Raw genomic sequence first — 15,138 nt, forward strand, 5'->3', positions numbered from 1 at the left:
GTCATGATCACCACGCTCGACCACGAGGCCGTTTTCGAGCAGGCCTGGGCGAAACCGGGCGCCACGACCGCCGACCTGCCGCACGTGCGGGTCAACCAGGTGCTGCGCGAGCGCTACCGGGCCACCCCGCCGTTCGAGTACACGGGCACCCAACTGTGGGACATGGAGGTCCGCAAGGCGAAGGCGCCGGACGTCTTCATCCCGACCGTGGTCCTGCCGGGTGCCGAGAAGTTCCCGAGCGTCTGGCACGGCCAGGTCGAGGAGTTCACGCGGGTGTCCGAGCAGCGGCTCTGGGCCGACCGCACGAGGACCGCGCGGATCATCGAGCACGTGCGGCTCGACCACGAGCGCCGCCGCGCCTTCTTCGTGGGCGACGAGCGGTTCGAGGCGCCGGACGGCCGCGTGTTCACCGCGGGCACCGGCCAGCCGATCTTCCACGTCGAGCACTCCGTCGGCGGCACCGAGGCCGACCCGCTCAACCTGTGGAGGATCGTGAACCTCACCGACGAGGTCGACCAGGAGCTCGTGGCGGCGTTCGGCGAGATGGCGAAGGACCCGTACCTGCGCGTGTTCGTCGAGGTGCATCTGCGGGAGGTCCTCGGGCGCGACCTCGTCCGCCGCTAGGGTGGCCGGATGGTCACCCGCGCGGAACGCAACGCCTCGAACCCCGATCTGGGGGTCCTGTCGGGCCGCCTGCTGTTCGCCGTGCAGCGCGAACTGTTCAAGACCCTCGCCGAGCTGGGGTTCGGCGACCTGAAGCACCGCCACGGCGCGGTGCTCGCCTACCTGGACCCGGACGGGGTGCGCGCGACCGACCTCGCGCACCTGTCGGGTCAGCACAAGCAGATCATCGGCACGCTGATCGACGAGCTCGAGACGCTCGGCTACGTCGAACGCAGGCCCGACCCGAGCGACCGCAGGGCGAAGCTGATCTGCCCGACCGGCCGCGGCCTCGCGCAGATGCAGGCGGCGGACCACATCATGGCCACGATGCAGGAACGGCACGCCGAACGCGTCGGCAAGGGCGAGTACACCCGCTTCAAGCGGATGCTCGTCGACATCACCGAGCACCAGCGCCTGGCCGGTCGGTCCACACAGGACTGACCGGCCGTTCGGCTCGGTGTGGTCAGGCGTTCGCCGCGCGCAGGATCACGTCGGCCACGAGGTCCGGCCGCGACGCGAACACCGCGTGCGAGGCGCCCTCGACGCTGACGACCTCCGCGCCCGCGCGTTCCGCCATGAAGTGCACGGCCGCCGGCGGGATGTTCCGGTCCGCCTCGGCGATCACGAACCAGCTCGGCAGCCCGCGCCACGCCTGCGGGCCCTCAGCTTCCTCGTTCAGCGCGGCGATCGTGATCGGCCGCTGCGTGATCGCCATCAGCCGGGCCTGCTCCTCGGGCACGTCCGCGACGAACTGCCGGTGGTACAACTCCTGCGCCACGTAGGCGTCCTGGTTGCCGTCGGGCAGGTCGACCGTCCGCAACGTCTCCCCGAGCGTGCTGCCGGGGAACTTCCCGGACAGGCTCGCGCCGCTCTCCCCGGCCTCGGGTGCGAACGCGGCCACGAAGACGAGTGCCGTCACGTTCTCCGCGCCGGCCCCGGCCTTGCTGATGACCATGCCGCCGTACGAGTGGCCGACCAGGACGACGGGTCCTTCGATCGAGTCGACGAGCGCCCGGACCTGGGCGGCGTCGAACGCGACCGAGCGCAAGGGGTTGGCCGCCGCGACGACGTGGTGTCCCTCGGCCCGCAGGCGGTCCGCGACGGGACCCCAGCCGCCGGACTCGGCGAAAGCCCCGTGTACCAGAACGATGGTGGGTTTCATGCTCTCCATCGTGGTTCCGGCGGACGCGGACAGTGCCCGTCACATGACTGTCGTCCGACGGTCCGCGCGACGGTCTTGCTGACGACGGTCATTTGACAGACGCACGGACACCGCCCGGCGGAGGAACGTTCTCCCCATCGGAACGGACTGTCCACGGAGGACGACATGACCAGCACGCTCGTCGAGCCCGGCGCCCCGGCGCGGCCGGTGACGAGAATCCCGCTCACCACGTTCGCCATCGGCTTCGGCCTCGCGGGTCTCGCCGGCGCGTGGAGGTCGGCGACCCCCGCGCTGGGCCTGCCGACCGCGGTGTCGCAGGTGTTCTACGCGGTCGCGGCGATCGCGTGGGTGTGGCTGATCGTCGCCCACCTCGTCCGCGGTGCCAGAGGAGAGGAACGGCTGATCGACCAGATCCGGCACCCCGCCCAGGGGCCGGTCGCGTCGCTCGCCCCGGTCACCGCGATGCTGCTGGCCGCACAGCTCCACACGTACTCGCACACGGCCGGGTGGGCGCTCTACCTGCTGGCGCTGGCGGGATCGGCGGCGCTGGTGGTCGTCGTGTTCGGCCGGTGGTTCGAGGGCGGCCTGGAGCACGAGGCGCTGCACTCCGGGTACCTGCTGCCGACCGTCGCGCCCGGACTCATCGGCGCCGACGTGGCCGCGAAGATGGGCAACACCGGCCTTGCCTGGGGACTGTTCGCCACCGGCACGTTCTTCGGCGTCGTGATGACGGGGCTCGCGGTGCAGCGGCACTCGTTCCGCGCCCCGCTGCCGGACGCGCTGGCGCCCACCGCGATGATCCTGCTCGCGCCGCCGGCCGTCGGCGGGCTCGCCTGGTTCACGTTGAACGGGCACGTGGTCGACCCCGTCGCGGACTCGATCGCCGGCATCGGCGTGGTCCTGCTGCTGATGCAGATCGGCATGCTTCCCCGCTACCGCAGGCTGAAGTTCTCGATGGGCTTCTGGTCGTTCACCTTCCCGCTGGCCGCCGCGGTCTCGCTCACGGAGCAGTGGCTGGCCATCACCCAGCCGGCGGGGTGGCGCTGGGAGACCGGTGTGCTGCTGGCCGCCATCACGGTGTTCATCGGCACGATCGGGTGGCGGTCGATCCCTGGTTTTAGTCAAAGATCTTGACTATCATAAATCTATGACTACTTCAGTGGAACTGACCCGCTTCCGCGTGGCGCCGGAGAACACCGAGGCGCTGCTCGCCGCCCGTCCGGGGATGATCGCCGACTTCGAGGCCGACCGTGAGGGGTTCCTCGGCGCCCGGCTGGTGCGGCTGCCGAACGACGAATGGCTCGACATCGTCGAATGGCGCTCCTCGGAGGACTACGCCGCGTCCAGCAGGAAGGGTCCGAACCTTCCGGGCATCAAGGCGTTCTTCGACGCGATCGACTCCCTTGTCAGCGCTGAGGAAGGCGTGCTCTCCGAGTAGGGGACGTCTTTGCGAAGGAGACAGTTGTGGTGCAGGCACTCAGCTTCGGCGTCTCGGTCGCGCCGACCGTCGACATCGACGAGAACCGGGCGGTCGTCGCGGCGGCCGAACGGGCGGGGCTCGACCTCGTCGGCGTCCAGGACCACCCGTACGTGGCGGACTACCTCGACGCGTTCGCGCTCATCGGCGATTTCATCGCCCACACCAGGAAGATCTCGTTCTTCCCCGACGTCGCGAACCTCCCGCTGCGGCCGGCGCCGATGCTCGCCCGCCAGGCGAGCGCGCTGAGCCGCCTGTCGGGTGGCCGGTTCCACCTCGGCCTCGGCGCCGGCGGGTACTGGGACGCGATCACCAAGCTCGGCGTGCCGCGCCGCAGTCCAGGGGAAGCCCTTGCGGCGCAGGCGGAAGCGATCGAGCTGATGCGCGCGCTGTGGCAGCCGCGTCAGCACGTGACGGCGCAGGGCGACTGGTACTCGGTCTCGCGGCTGACGTCCCAGCCACCCGCTCCCGGCGGCGTGGAGATCTGGGTCGGTGCGCAGGGGCCGCGCAGTCTCGCGCTCACCGGGCGGGTCGCGGACGGCTGGGCGGCGCCGATTCCGTCGTACCTGCCGTACGAGAAGTGGTCCGAGAGCAACGCTTTGATCGACCGGGCCGCTGTGGAGGCCGGTCGCGAGCCGGGGTCGGTGCGCCGGATCGCGCAGCTCGTCGGCACGATCACGGACACTCCCGGGCCGGTCGACCTGCAGGGGTCGGCGCCCATCCGGACGGACGCGCAGGGCTGGGCGGACGTGCTGACCAAGCTCGCGCTGCAGTCGTTCACCGGGTTCGTGCTGTGGCCGGAGGGCGATGCCGCGGACCAGGCTCACCGGTTCGGTGAAGAGGTCGCGCCGGTCGTGCGCGTCCGGCTGGACTGAAGCACCGAGAAAGCCGGGCGCCTTGCGGGCGCCCGGCTTGGTTCTGGCTTCGATCAGGCGGCGGGAACGGCCTGGATCTCCAGCGTCACGTCGGTGGCGTCGCCGATCAGCAGGGGGCCACCGGGCAGGGAAGCGTTCCCGTTCACGCCGAACGCCTTGCGGGAAACCCTTGCGGTGGCGTGGAACGCGACCCGGAACGAGCCGAAGTGGTCGGTGCCCGAGCCCAGCGGGTAGAGATCGAACTCCACAGGTCGGGTCACACCGCGGAACGTCAGGTCGCCGTGCAACGCGAAGCGCTCGCCGTCCGCGATCAGCTCGGTCGACGTGAACGACGCGCTCGGGTGGTTCTCGACGTCGAAGTAGTCGGCGGAGCTCAGGTGCGCGTCCCTCGGCGCGATGCCCGTGTGCAGCGACTGCGTGCCGATCCGCGCGGTGACGGTGGACTTCTCCGGATCCTCGGCGATCTCGACGGTTCCGGAGATGTCGTCGAAGGTGCCCCGCACCCGGCCGGCGACGAAGCGGGTGGAGAAGGTGACAGAGGAGTGGGCGGCGTCGATGACGTAGCTGCCGGCCGGGAAGGTGATGTCCATCATGGGTTCCTTTGTCTGCGAGGTTTGTGCGGGACTACTTCTGGTAGGACGCGACGACCTGGCCGAGCAGGGTGCCGAAGTCCATGTCGAGCGCGCCGTACACCTCGCCGGCGACCTCGCGGGCGTTGTCGCCGAGGATCTCGACCATCAACGTGGCGTAGTCGCTGACGATGACGCCGGCCTGCTGCATGCGGGCGATGCCGGCCTCGCGCTTGGTGGCGGAGAAGGTGCCGGAGGCGTCCACGGCGACGTAGGTCTGGTAGCCGTCGGCGAGCGCCGCCATCGCCGGGAACGCCGCGCAGACCTCGAGGCTGATGCCCGCGATGACCAGCTTGGTGGCGCCGGTCGCCGCCACGGCGGCGCGCACTCGTTCGTCGTGCCAGGCGTTGACGGTGAAGCGGTCGTGGATCTCCTGCGATTCCGGCAGAACCGCGAGCAGTTCGGGAATCGACGGGCCCCACATGCTGTCCGCGGCCGTCGTGGTGTGGATCACCGGCACGCCCAGCGCCCGCGCGGCCTTCGCGAGCCCCACGACGTTGTGCTTGAGCTCGTTCACGGTGATGTCCCGGACGCCCGTGAACAGGCCGACCTGGTGGTCGACCAGCAGGACCGCGGCGTTCTCGGAGGTGAGCCGCTCGAGGAACGCGTTCATGGTGTTCTCCCCTTGTGGTCATGGACTTGGATAGTCACTAAGCTTGACTATCACGATACATGACTTATTGTGGTGGGCAAGAGCAGCGCCACGAGCAAGTGCCTGAGGGGCAATGGGGTGAGTGAAGTGGGACAGCGCACAGCAGCGGCCGTCGTGTCCTCCGCCGGAGCGGACTTCGTCCTGCGGGACGTCGAGCTGGACGAGCCGGGACCGGGCGAGGTGCTCGTCCGCGTCGAGGCCACCGGCATGTGCCACGCGGACCTGGCGGCGCGCGACGGCGACTTCCCGTTCCCGTTGCCCGGCGTCGTCGGCCACGAGGGCGCGGGCGTGGTCGAGCGCGTGGGTCCGGGCGTCACCTCGGTGCGGCCCGGCCAGCGGGTCATCATGACGTTCGACTCGTGCGGTGCCTGCCAGGCCTGCCTGGCCGGGGTGCCGTCGCAGTGCGCGGAGTTCCTGCCGCGCAACTTCACCAACGGGCCGGAGAACCTGACGCTCGACGGTCAGCGCCTGCACGGCGGCTTCTTCGGTCAGTCGTCGTTCGCCGGGCACGCGCTGTCGACCGTGCGCAACACAGTCGCGGTGCCGGACGTGGCCGCAGACCTGCCGGGCGAGGTGCTCGCGCCGCTCGGCTGCGGCATCCAGACCGGAGCGGGCGCGGTGCTGAACGTGCTGAAGCCCGCTGCCGGCGGCAAGATCGCCGTCTTCGGCGCAGGCGTGGTCGGTCTGTCCGCGGTGATGGCGGCCGCGCTGCTGCCGTTGTCCGAGATCGTCGTGATCGACGTGCACGACTCGCGCCTCGACCTCGCCCGCAAGCTGGGCGCGACCGAGGTGATCAACGCCCGCCTCACGGATCCCGTTGCGGCGCTGAAGGACCTGACCGGCGGCGGCCCCGGCTACGTCGTCGAGAGCAGTGGTGTTCCCGCGGTTTTCGTGCAGGCGTTGAAGAGTCTGCGCATCGGCGGCGCGGCGGCGATCGTCGGCGTGCCCCCGTTCGGCGTGACCGCCCCGGTCGACGTCGCCGACCTCGTGAACGACAGCAAGCGCGTTCTCGGCGTGGTGGAGGGGGAGAGCAACCCGCCGCTGTTCCTGCCGATGCTCGCCGAGATGGTGGCGGACGGCCGGATGCCGGTCGGAGAGCTGGTGGAGACGTTCGCCCTGGCGGACGTGGAGAAGGCGGCCGAGGCGATGAAGTCAGGCCGCGTCGTCAAGCCCGTGGTCATTCCCTGAGAGAGAAGCGATGAACGAGGATCTCCGCACGGCGCACGACCTGCCGGCGAGCACGGCGGCCAGTGATCCCAAGCGCGCTCGGGTGTCCGGTGTGGACGCTCGCCTGGCGGTCACCGAAGGGACGCCGCACATCTGGCAGCACTTCGGGGCGTTCGTGCCGGAGGCCCGGGAGTCGCTCGCGCGCATCGCCACGCACTTCCGTTCGCACATCCCTGCGTGAAAAGGACTTGTCTCATGTTTCGCAAGATCGCTTATGGTGCCGAGCCGTCGCAGTTCGGGTACCTGCACCTGCCGGTGGGGGACGGGCCGTTCCCCGTCGTGGTGATGGTGCATGGCGGGTGGTGGACCGCCATGTGGGACGACACCGCGGTGCAGCCGTTGATCTCGGATCTGGTGGGGTCCGGGTACGCGGTGTGGAGTGTCGAGTACCGGCGGATGGGGGAGGCCGGGGCCGGGTGGCCTGGGACCTTCACCGATGTCGCGTCTGCGGTGGATTTGGTGGGTGAGTTGGATGCTCCGCTGGATTTGTCTCGGGTGGCGGTGGTGGGGCATTCCGCCGGTGGGCATTTGGCTACCTGGATTGCGCATCGTGCCGCGTTGCCTGGTGGGGTTGTCGGGGCTTCGCCTTCTATGCCGTTGGTCGGGGTTGTGTCGATCGCCGGCGTGTTGGATCTGGTTGCTGCTGATGGGGCTCGGTTGGGGACTGAGCTCGCTGATCTGAGCGGGGAGCCGCCTCGTGGGGCGCCTGGGCCTTCCGGGCCTGACTTCTGGCCTGTTGTCGCGGCTGGAGTGGGAGAGGGGATGACTCGGTTCCTGATGGGGGTGTCTGCTGTTGAAGGGCCTTCGTTGTACGCGTTGGCTTCGCCGGTGGAGATGGGGGATGGCGGGGTGCCGGTGCTGGCGATTCACGGGTCTGCGGATGAGGTCATCCCCGCCGAGTTCAGCCGGGCTTATGCGGTGCGGCATGTGTTGGCGGAGTTCGTGGATTCGCCTGGTGGGGATCACTTCAGTGTGATCGAACCCGATGGGCATGCCTGGACCGTGGCTCGGAAGTGGTTGGCTGACAAGCTTTCCTGACGGTTCTGTCGCCTTTGTGCGGTGGTTGCGTTTGGTGCAAAGACAACTGCGGACGAGCGTGGTCAAGTCATCGCCGCTGCGCGACGATAGAGATTGGGGCTTGACTTCGGGGCCCTTGCGAGGTGCTGGTCGGCCGTTAAAAGCCGGGCTGAAAAGCGCCCGGCCGATCCGCGAAGGTAGCACCTCGCACCCAAAGTCAAGCCCCAATCTCGTTTGTGCGTGGCTGAGTTGGGCGGGCACGTCACCTCATTACCGGTTGCCGTGATGAGCCCGGAGGTTCGGGCTCGCCTTCGGCTTCGCGGTGTGGTCGGTCGTGCGTTTGGCTTTGTGTGTCAGAGAACGATGATCACTCGGCCTGCTGCGCCCGTGTGTTCGGCTGCGTCCTGGGCGTCTGCGGTGTGGTCGAGGGTGAAGCGTTCTGCGATCGGGTAGTGGAGGTCGCCTGCGGCCAGGGCGGCGGTCAGGTCCTGGGCCGCCTGGTCGTTGGCCTCTTCCGGGAAGTCGTCGTTGCTCAGGTACTGGACGGTGATGTTCTTGAAGGCCAGCAGCCAGTACGGGAGCGGGGCTTCCGGGTCGCTGGTGGCGTAGGTGGCGATCACGCCGTTGTACTTGAGGATTTCCACGTCGAAGGTGGCGTTGCCCGCCAGGTCGATCTCGGCGATGCGGTCCACGCCGTCCGGGGCGATGGCCTTGATCTGGGCGATGGGGTCGCCAGAGTCCAGGGAGACGACGTGGTGGGCGCCTGCTGCTTGGACTTCGTCGATCTGGGAGGAGTGGCGGACGGTGGCGATGACCGTGGCGCCGCCTCGGCGGGCCACGGCCAGGGCCGCTCTGCCCACTCCGCCCAGCGGGCCGGTGATCAGGACGGTCTTGCCTGTCACCGGGCCGCCGGCGAAGACCGCTCGGTGGCCTGTGATGCCGGGGATGCCGACGATCGCGGCCTGTTCCAGGTCCACGTCGTCCGAGAGGTGGACGGCGTGGGTGGCGGGGACCACCACGTGGTCCGCCGCCGTGCCGAACGGGCGGTAGGACTGGGCGAGGTAGACCCAGACCCGTTCGCCGATGCGGGAGGGATCCACGGTGGAGCCGACCGCGTCGATGGTGCCTGCGCCGTCACCGTGGGGGATGACTCTCGGGTACGTCATCGTGGAGCCCCAGTAGCCGCGGCGTTTGCCCACGTCGCCCACGTGCACGCCCGAGATGGCGACCTTCACCCTGACCTCGTCGGGGCCTGGTTGTGGTGTGGGGACCTCGCCCACCTGGAACACCTCGTGGGCGGGGCCCTGCTTCTTGTAGTAGGCGGCGCGCATCTCGGACTCCCTCGTGACCGGTCGGATGTAGTAACTTTAGTTGATAGTCACTAATCCTGACTAGTTTCTAGAGGCAGCGGTAGCTGGAGTTCTGCTTCGGGTCGCCGTGGAGGTAGCGCGAGGTTCGGGGGTACGCGCAGAGGTCGCGGCTGGTGTCCGCGGTGGTGGCGGGGAGGGTGGCGGGGGCCTTGCCGTTTTCCACCCAGTCGACCAGGGACTTCAGCGGGTCGGTGGGCTGAGGGCCGTTGCCGCCCAGGCAGTGGTCCACGCCGGGGGCGGTGAAGAGGCGGTAGAAGTTGTTGACGTTGCCCATTCGGCGTTCCACCTGCTCGCGGTACTTCAGCAGGCCGCCCGGCGGGATGAGCTGGTCGCTGGTGCCCACCCAGGTGATCAGCTTGCCGCCCTCGCGGCGGAACGCGGTCAGGTCCGGGTTCGCGGTGCCGATCGAGCTGTCGAACTCGCGGACCGACTGGCGGAAGAGGTCGCGGTACCGGTCGTAGGTGAGGGCGGAGGTGTCGAAGTTCGGTTGCTTCAGCAGGAAGTTCTGGACCCAGAGGGACGCCACCGGGAAGCCGGGGCCGGGGAAGCCCGGGATGGTGCCCGCCAGCCAGACCGGGTCGGCGCCCTTCGGCAGGCCCGGCCAGAGGTTGCGGCCTCGTTCGTCGGTCGGGCCGTCCCAGATCTTGCGCATCACGTCGGCGTCGGCCTGGGAGACAGTGATCTCGGTGCCGTCGCAGAGGATCTTCTTGCCGACCAGCTGACGCGGGTCGTAGCTGCAGCGGTCCGGGCGGTCGATGATGCGGTTCGTGACGCCGTCGGACGCGTCGCACGCGTCGATCGCCGCTTCGCGGAAGGCGTTGAGGACGCAGTTGCCGATGACGTGCTTGTCGTTGGCCTGCACGGTTTGCGGCCAGAGGGTGGCCACGGCGAACTGGGACCAGTTCACGGCGGGGGCGACGGCGAGGACGCCGTCGTAGTCGCCGGGGTGGTTCTGGGCCTCGGCGTAGCCCTGGCGGCCGCCGGTCGAGCAACCGTTCCAGTAGGAGTAGGTGACCGCGCGCTGGTAGTGCTTGCGGACCACCTGCTTGGCGAGCACCGCCGCCTCGTGGACGGAGCGGGTGGCGAAGTTCGTCAGGAGGGTCTGGTTGAGCCGGCCGTTCTTCGAGGCCCAGCTCGCGTTCAGGCCGTCGAGGACGCCGGCGTCGGTGGTGACGGCCGCGTAGCCGTCCTGGAGGGCCTTCGCGAACGGGGCGCCGGTGTCGCCTGCCGCGTAGGCGCTGCCGCCCACGCCCTGAAGGCGGCCGGACCAGGCCTGGGGGAGGCCGATGGTGACCTTCACGTGGTCGTCGGTGTGCGTGAGCGTCACGGTGATCTCGCAGTGCGAGGGGTGGCTCACGGCGTCCACGGACTCGATCTTCGCGCCCGCCGGGGCGGTGACGGCCACCGGTGCGCAGTTCTGGGCGGCCGCCGAGGCCGGCGCCAGTGGGGTCAGGCCGGTCAGGAGCAGCGTTGTGGCCAACAGCTTCGTCAGTCGTCTCACGGTGCGCGACGCTAGGAGCGGGCGCCCGGTGGTCGCGCCCGTCAGGTGACGGTGCCGGTGTACGTCACTGGGACGGGTGAAAGACTGCCGCGCATGCGCGAGGTGGGCAACAGACGCTACCGGCTGGTCCGCGAGCTGGGGCGCGGTGGCATGGGGGCCGTGTGGCTCGGCAAGGACACCGTGCTCGGCCGGGACGTCGCCGTGAAGGAGCTGCTGCTGCCCGGCAACGTGCCGGCGCAGGAGCGTGCGGTCTACCGGGAACGCGTGTTGCGCGAGGCGCGCATCGCGAGCCAGTTGCGGGATCCCGCCGTGGTCACCGTGTACGACCTCATCTCCGAGGACGACCAGACGTACATCGTGATGGAGCTGATCAACGCTCCGACGCTGGAGTCGCTGGTCGAGACGTCCGGGCCGCTCACCACGCGGGCCGCCGCGGCGCTGGCCGGGCAGTTGCTGGCGGCCCTGGAGGCGGCGCACGAGTCGGGTGTCGTGCACCGGGACGTCAAGCCGGGCAACGTGATGGTGCCCGGGAAGGGGACCGCGAAGCTCACCGACTTCGGCATCGCCCAGTCCGTCGACGATCCACGGCTGACGGCCACCGGCACGTTGATCGGGTCGCCCGCCTACATGTCGCCGGAACGGCTCGCGGGCGGCGAGGCCTCGCCGGGCTGGGACCTGTGGGCGCTCGGAGCCACGCTGTTCTTCGCCGTGGAGGGGCGTGGCGCGTTCGACCGGGCCACCACCTCGGCGACGATCATCGCGGTGATGAGCGAACGGCCGGTGCCGCGCGTGACCGGTCCGCTCGGCGAGCTGATCACCGGCTTGATGGAACCCGACCCGAGCCGCCGTCTCGGGGTCGTGCAGGCGCACCGGCTGATCGAGCGCGCACTCGTGATGGCGGAGCTCCACCCGACCGTGCCACCCGCGTTCACCGGGCCGGTGGCCGACGGCAGGCCCACGATGGCGGGGCCGACGCTGGGCGTGGACCCGGCGCGGCTGAACGGAAGCGGCTCAGGTCCGCTGCCGGCCTACGGGCCGCCGCCCACGTCCGGGCCGGTGGTGATCGGGCAGTTCGCGCCCGCGCCGTCCGTCGGGGTGCCGCCGCGCCGCAAGCGGTCGGTCGGGTTGTTCCTGTCGGCGACGCTCGTGCCGCTGTTCCTCGTCGGCGCGATAGTCCTGTTGTACTTCACCGTGTTCAAGCCGATGATCGACAACATCGGCCTCGGCGGCATCGCGCCGGGACCCGCCAGCACCGCCGCCATGCAGCCCGTGCTGACCCTCGGTCCCGACGGCGACCTGAAGCACGACTCGCTGATGTCGTTCCCCGACGCGTGCCTCACCTGGACGCCGGCCAAGGACGTCCGCAAGATCGAGATGAAGGACCGCGTCGGCTGCTACGCCGAGCACGAGACCGAGCTGCTCGACACCGTGCTCGCCAACACCGAGATCGAGAAGGACGTCCCGTACCCCGGCGTCGAGGAGCTGACGAAGGTCGGCGGCACCGGGTGCACGAAGACGTTCCTGTCCGACGAGGTGACCGGGCAGGACAAGGAGAAGACGCTGCGGTACTGGGTGATCATCCCGACCGCCGAGGCCTGGAAGGTCAAGACGGAGAACGGCTACCGCAGCTCCGACCGGCTCATCTACTGCTTCGTCGGCAAGGCGGACGGGTCGAAGCTGGTCGAGCCGCTCATGAAGGACTGACGAGGGTTCGTGCCCGTGAGGGCCCGTGGGGGGCGGTCCGGCCGCCCCCCCCCCGGCCGCCCCACAGTGGGGCCCCGAAGCAGCGAACGCCCGCGCCCCCCCCCGGCCCCCCCCCCCCCCCGGCCCCCCCACGACTGTCGCCGCGCTAGTCCTCGACCGCGATCGCCGACGCCGGGCACACCGCCGCCGCGTGCCGCACGTCCGCGAGCCGTTCGGCCGGCGGGCTCGCGTCCAGCAGGTCGACGAGACCGTCGTCGTCGCGCTGGTCGAACACGTCGTCCGCAGCCAGCACGCACTGGCCCGCTCCGACGCACTTGCCCTGGTCCACCACTACCTTCACGGCTACCTCCAGGTCACGGGCAGCTCGGCGACGCCACCGGTGAGCGTCGCGCGGACCTGCAGCTGGTCGAGTTCCTTGGCGAGACGCATCTGGGGCAGGCGCAGGGCCAGCGCGCGGAACACCACGCGCAGCTCCGTGCGGGCCAGCGAGGCGCCGATGCAGAAGTGCGCGCCGTGGCCGAAGCCGAGGTGTGTCCTCTCCGGACGGTCGGGGTTGAACTCCTCGGCGTCGGAGTACACGGTCACGTCCCGGTTCGCCGCGTTGGTGGAGAGCACCAGCGCGTCACCGGCGCGGATCGTGACACCCGCGATGTCCACGTCCTCCTTGGCGTACCGCAACAATCCGAGGTCACCGGGGGCGCCGAGGCGCATGACCTCCTCGACGACGGCGTCGACGCGGCCGTCCGGGTCGGCGACCAGGGCGTCCCAGCGGGAGCGGTCGGTGAGCAGGAACAGCACGCCGAGGCCGATGCGGTTGACCGTGGTCTCGTGGCCCGCGAACAGCAGGCCGACGCACAGCCGCACCATCTGCACGTAGTCGAACGACGAGTCCTCGGCCTGCGCGCGCACGAGGTCGGAGATCACGTCCTCGCCGAGTTGCCCGCGCTTGCCCTCGACGAGCCCGACCATGTAGCGGAAGAACTCCTCCCGCGCCTTGTGGGCCTCCTCGCCGATCTCGGTGCTGGCCATGCGTTCGGACAGCGACGCGAACAGCTCGTTGTCCTCCTCCGGCACGCCGAGCAGGCCGCAGATCATGGCCACGGGCAACGGGAACGCGAGCCCGCGGTGCAGGTCGACCACGCCGGTCTCGGCGTGCTCCGCGATCAACGTGTCGAGGCACGCGTCGACGAGCCGTTCCATGTTCTCGCCCAGCATCCGCATGCGCTTGGCCGAGAACGCGGGCGTGAGCAGGCGCCGCATGCGCGTGTGGTCGGCCTCCTCGGTCGCGTACTCGCCGGTCGGGCCGTCCTGCACGGCCGAGGTCGAGATGCGCGACGCCTTCTCCGGTTCCGGGTGGGAACGGCCGAAGCGCTTGTCGCCCAGCAGGAGCTTGACCTCCTCGTACCGGGTCACGAGCCACGCGGGGTCGCCCGCCGGGGTGGTCACGGGCGCGATCGGCGCCTCCCGTCGCAGCACCTCGTAGAGCGGGGCGAGATCGAGGACGTTCGGCCTGGCCAGCGGCAGCTGCAAGCGCTCTGCGTCAATGCTCATGCACCGACCGTAGCGCTTAATGGCAGATGCTGCCAATAAATGTGCTCGGCCGTGTGGTTGAATCGCCCGATGACGGACGTTGTGACGCAAAAGCCGCGCCGGGGCCGGCCGCCGGTGAGCGACGAGCAACGTCAGCGTCAGCGGCTGGACATCTCCCGGCATGCGGTGCGGCTGTTCGCCGAACGAGGTGTCGCGGCCACGTCGGGGGAGCAGATCGCGCAGGCCGCGGGGGTCTCCGAGCGCACGTTCTGGCGCTACTTCCCGCAGAAGGAGGCGTGCGTCGAACCGTTGCTCACCAAGATGGTCGACGCGTTCTGCACCGTGGTGCGGGCCTGGCCGCGCGAGCTCGAACTGATCGACCACCTGCGCGAGGCCTACACGCCGTTGCTCGACGCGGCCTCCGACGAGGACATCGAGGCCGTGCTCGCCGTCGTGCGGCTGACCCAGAACGAACGCGCGTTGCGTGCCGCGTACCTGATGCTGCGCGAACGGGCCGAGGACGCGCTGGCGGACGTGCTCGCGGGACGCGCAGGGCTTGGCAGGGACGCCATCGAGGTGCGGGTTCAGGCCGCCGCGATGAGCGCGGTGCTCAAGGTCGCGACCGACGACGTCGCGAGGGCCGCGGCGGACGGGGTGACCAGGGCGACCCTGGAGGGGCATCGCGAGCAGATCGCCGCCGCACTGCGAGGACTTTCGCAGATGCTGTAGCTAGTCCCCGAGGAACAGGAAGATCGTCGTCACCAGCGTCGCCCAGAGCACCAGGCCGAAGACACCGGCGAGGATCATGCCGTTGGCCGCCGCCCGCCACGACCCGGTGGCGCCGGTCCTGATCAGCGGACCCGCGAGCGCCGCACCGAGCGCGATGAAGAAGAAGGCGGCGAGTTCGATGCCCGCCCAGTTCGCCGGCAGAGCGGCGGTCACCAGGCTCGCCACGGACAGCGCGAGCAACAACGCGACGACGGCGAACCCGCTCGCCGCGGCGACGCGGGCGCTCACGGCACCGACAGGTTCGACAGGGCGTACGCGACCAGGATGAAGAACGCGATCAGCAGCACCACGCCGAACGTGCCGCCGATGATCAACCCCGTGCCGACCGCCCGCCACGGTGCGGGCGACCGCACCTTCAGCACGACCCCGGCTACCACCGAACCGAGCGCGATCCAGACGAACGCGTAGGCGTACTGGCCGCCCTGCCACCCGAGCGACTCCAGCGCGTCGTTCTGCATGGCGAGAAAGGTGAGCAACAACAGCCCGAGAGTGGTGGCGAAGCCTGCCACTCCCGCCCCTAAGTGACTCTTGGTGTCGTTCAC

19 protein-coding genes are annotated in these 15,138 nt (G+C 69.9%); 10 read left to right on the plus strand and 9 right to left on the minus strand.

Going from position 1 to position 15,138, the window contains the following annotated elements:
• Positions 1-3: 3 nt before the first annotated feature.
• A complete protein-coding gene (locus tag ACFWNN_RS38610; RefSeq protein WP_382444923.1) occupies positions 4-624 on the plus strand; it encodes a hypothetical protein in 621 nt (206 codons plus the stop codon).
• Between the two features lie 9 nt (positions 625-633).
• Positions 634-1,104 (plus strand): MarR family winged helix-turn-helix transcriptional regulator, encoded by a 471-nt coding sequence (locus tag ACFWNN_RS38615; protein WP_382444924.1) that lies wholly within the window; start codon positions 634-636, stop codon positions 1,102-1,104.
• Between the two features lie 22 nt (positions 1,105-1,126).
• On the opposite strand, the gene ACFWNN_RS38620 is transcribed toward ACFWNN_RS38615, so the two are convergent.
• The gene (locus ACFWNN_RS38620) at positions 1,127-1,834 is read right to left on the minus strand and encodes an alpha/beta fold hydrolase (RefSeq protein ID WP_382444925.1); all 708 of its coding nucleotides are present in this window, start codon (positions 1,832-1,834) and stop codon (positions 1,127-1,129) included.
• Between the two features lie 156 nt (positions 1,835-1,990).
• Between ACFWNN_RS38620 and ACFWNN_RS38625 the strand changes: the two genes are divergently transcribed.
• Genes ACFWNN_RS38625 through ACFWNN_RS38635 form a run of 3 tightly spaced genes read left to right on the plus strand, consistent with a single transcriptional unit; the run spans position 1,991 to position 4,177 of the window.
• Positions 1,991-2,959 carry a hypothetical protein gene (locus tag ACFWNN_RS38625; protein ID WP_382444926.1) on the plus strand — a complete coding sequence of 323 codons (969 nt, stop codon included), beginning with the start codon at positions 1,991-1,993 and terminating at the stop codon, positions 2,957-2,959.
• A gap of 13 nt (positions 2,960-2,972) precedes the next feature.
• Positions 2,973-3,263 (plus strand): antibiotic biosynthesis monooxygenase family protein, encoded by a 291-nt coding sequence (locus ACFWNN_RS38630; protein WP_382444927.1) that lies wholly within the window; start codon positions 2,973-2,975, stop codon positions 3,261-3,263.
• 26 nt (positions 3,264-3,289) lie between these two features.
• Positions 3,290-4,177, plus strand: a complete 888-nt coding sequence (locus tag ACFWNN_RS38635) for an LLM class flavin-dependent oxidoreductase (protein WP_382444928.1) — start codon at positions 3,290-3,292, stop codon at positions 4,175-4,177.
• Between the two features lie 53 nt (positions 4,178-4,230).
• On the opposite strand, the gene ACFWNN_RS38640 is transcribed toward ACFWNN_RS38635, so the two are convergent.
• Both ACFWNN_RS38640 and ACFWNN_RS38645 read right to left on the minus strand, forming a co-directional pair.
• Positions 4,231-4,767: a YceI family protein gene (locus ACFWNN_RS38640; RefSeq protein ID WP_382444929.1), complete on the minus strand. Its 537-nt coding sequence runs from the start codon at positions 4,765-4,767 to the stop codon at positions 4,231-4,233.
• Between the two features lie 34 nt (positions 4,768-4,801).
• Positions 4,802-5,419, minus strand: coding sequence for an isochorismatase family protein (locus tag ACFWNN_RS38645; RefSeq protein WP_382444930.1), 618 nt, complete (start codon positions 5,417-5,419; stop codon positions 4,802-4,804).
• A gap of 117 nt (positions 5,420-5,536) precedes the next feature.
• Here ACFWNN_RS38645 and ACFWNN_RS38650 point away from each other — a divergent pair, with 117 nt between their 5' ends.
• Genes ACFWNN_RS38650 through ACFWNN_RS38660 form a run of 3 tightly spaced genes read left to right on the plus strand, consistent with a single transcriptional unit; the run spans position 5,537 to position 7,723 of the window.
• Entirely contained in the window at positions 5,537-6,646 is a 1,110-nt protein-coding gene (locus ACFWNN_RS38650) for an NAD(P)-dependent alcohol dehydrogenase (protein WP_382444931.1), read from the plus strand.
• 10 nt (positions 6,647-6,656) lie between these two features.
• Positions 6,657-6,866 carry a hypothetical protein gene (locus ACFWNN_RS38655; RefSeq protein ID WP_382444932.1) on the plus strand — a complete coding sequence of 70 codons (210 nt, stop codon included), beginning with the start codon at positions 6,657-6,659 and terminating at the stop codon, positions 6,864-6,866.
• Positions 6,867-6,880: 14 nt separating this feature from the next.
• Positions 6,881-7,723: an alpha/beta hydrolase family protein gene (locus ACFWNN_RS38660; RefSeq protein ID WP_382444933.1), complete on the plus strand. Its 843-nt coding sequence runs from the start codon at positions 6,881-6,883 to the stop codon at positions 7,721-7,723.
• Positions 7,724-8,055: 332 nt separating this feature from the next.
• Here ACFWNN_RS38660 and ACFWNN_RS38665 read toward each other — a convergent pair whose 3' ends face one another.
• Entirely contained in the window at positions 8,056-9,033 is a 978-nt protein-coding gene (locus tag ACFWNN_RS38665; RefSeq protein WP_382444934.1) for an NADPH:quinone reductase, read from the minus strand.
• Positions 9,034-9,100: 67 nt separating this feature from the next.
• The gene (locus tag ACFWNN_RS38670) at positions 9,101-10,573 is read right to left on the minus strand and encodes a tannase/feruloyl esterase family alpha/beta hydrolase (protein ID WP_382444935.1); all 1,473 of its coding nucleotides are present in this window, start codon (positions 10,571-10,573) and stop codon (positions 9,101-9,103) included.
• Between the two features lie 93 nt (positions 10,574-10,666).
• Here ACFWNN_RS38670 and ACFWNN_RS38675 point away from each other — a divergent pair, with 93 nt between their 5' ends.
• Positions 10,667-12,277 carry a serine/threonine-protein kinase gene (locus ACFWNN_RS38675; RefSeq protein ID WP_382444936.1) on the plus strand — a complete coding sequence of 537 codons (1,611 nt, stop codon included), beginning with the start codon at positions 10,667-10,669 and terminating at the stop codon, positions 12,275-12,277.
• Between the two features lie 145 nt (positions 12,278-12,422).
• Here the strand turns inward: ACFWNN_RS38675 and ACFWNN_RS38680 are convergent, their stop codons facing one another.
• Together ACFWNN_RS38680 and ACFWNN_RS38685 are read right to left on the minus strand one after the other, a co-directional pair.
• Entirely contained in the window at positions 12,423-12,617 is a 195-nt protein-coding gene (locus tag ACFWNN_RS38680; protein ID WP_382444937.1) for a ferredoxin, read from the minus strand.
• Between the two features lie 2 nt (positions 12,618-12,619).
• A complete protein-coding gene (locus ACFWNN_RS38685; RefSeq protein WP_382444938.1) occupies positions 12,620-13,828 on the minus strand; it encodes a cytochrome P450 in 1,209 nt (402 codons plus the stop codon).
• 69 nt (positions 13,829-13,897) lie between these two features.
• Here ACFWNN_RS38685 and ACFWNN_RS38690 point away from each other — a divergent pair, with 69 nt between their 5' ends.
• Positions 13,898-14,536, plus strand: coding sequence for a TetR family transcriptional regulator (locus tag ACFWNN_RS38690; protein WP_382444939.1), 639 nt, complete (start codon positions 13,898-13,900; stop codon positions 14,534-14,536).
• Here the strand turns inward: ACFWNN_RS38690 and ACFWNN_RS38695 are convergent, their stop codons facing one another.
• Positions 14,537-14,824 (minus strand): hypothetical protein, encoded by a 288-nt coding sequence (locus ACFWNN_RS38695; protein ID WP_382444940.1) that lies wholly within the window; start codon positions 14,822-14,824, stop codon positions 14,537-14,539.
• Positions 14,821-15,105 carry a hypothetical protein gene (locus tag ACFWNN_RS38700; RefSeq protein WP_382444941.1) on the minus strand — a complete coding sequence of 95 codons (285 nt, stop codon included), beginning with the start codon at positions 15,103-15,105 and terminating at the stop codon, positions 14,821-14,823. Before ACFWNN_RS38700 ends, ACFWNN_RS38695 begins: the two co-directional genes overlap by 4 nt.
• Between the last annotated feature and the right edge of the window lie 33 nt (positions 15,106-15,138).

Source organism: Lentzea sp. NPDC058450 (genome assembly GCF_042721395.1).
Lineage (GTDB): Bacteria > Actinomycetota > Actinomycetes > Mycobacteriales > Pseudonocardiaceae > Lentzea.

Bases quoted from the DNA above. Each gene is read 5' to 3' on its own strand.
- ACFWNN_RS38640 (WP_382444929.1), bottom strand. From the start codon at position 4,767: ATGGACATCACCTTCCCGGCCGGCAGCTACGTCATCGACGCCGCCCAC.
- ACFWNN_RS38665 (WP_382444934.1), bottom strand. From the start codon at position 9,033: ATGCGCGCCGCCTACTACAAGAAGCAGGGCCCCGCCCACGAGGTGTTC.
- ACFWNN_RS38630 (WP_382444927.1), top strand. From the start codon at position 2,973: ATGACTACTTCAGTGGAACTGACCCGCTTCCGCGTGGCGCCGGAGAAC.
- ACFWNN_RS38675 (WP_382444936.1), top strand. From the start codon at position 10,667: ATGCGCGAGGTGGGCAACAGACGCTACCGGCTGGTCCGCGAGCTGGGG.
- ACFWNN_RS38610 (WP_382444923.1), top strand. From the start codon at position 4: ATGATCACCACGCTCGACCACGAGGCCGTTTTCGAGCAGGCCTGGGCG.
- ACFWNN_RS38620 (WP_382444925.1), bottom strand. From the start codon at position 1,834: ATGGAGAGCATGAAACCCACCATCGTTCTGGTACACGGGGCTTTCGCC.
- ACFWNN_RS38645 (WP_382444930.1), bottom strand. From the start codon at position 5,419: ATGAACGCGTTCCTCGAGCGGCTCACCTCCGAGAACGCCGCGGTCCTG.
- ACFWNN_RS38625 (WP_382444926.1), top strand. From the start codon at position 1,991: ATGACCAGCACGCTCGTCGAGCCCGGCGCCCCGGCGCGGCCGGTGACG.
- ACFWNN_RS38690 (WP_382444939.1), top strand. From the start codon at position 13,898: ATGACGGACGTTGTGACGCAAAAGCCGCGCCGGGGCCGGCCGCCGGTG.
- ACFWNN_RS38615 (WP_382444924.1), top strand. From the start codon at position 634: ATGGTCACCCGCGCGGAACGCAACGCCTCGAACCCCGATCTGGGGGTC.
- ACFWNN_RS38685 (WP_382444938.1), bottom strand. From the start codon at position 13,828: ATGAGCATTGACGCAGAGCGCTTGCAGCTGCCGCTGGCCAGGCCGAAC.
- ACFWNN_RS38655 (WP_382444932.1), top strand. From the start codon at position 6,657: ATGAACGAGGATCTCCGCACGGCGCACGACCTGCCGGCGAGCACGGCG.
- ACFWNN_RS38660 (WP_382444933.1), top strand. From the start codon at position 6,881: ATGTTTCGCAAGATCGCTTATGGTGCCGAGCCGTCGCAGTTCGGGTAC.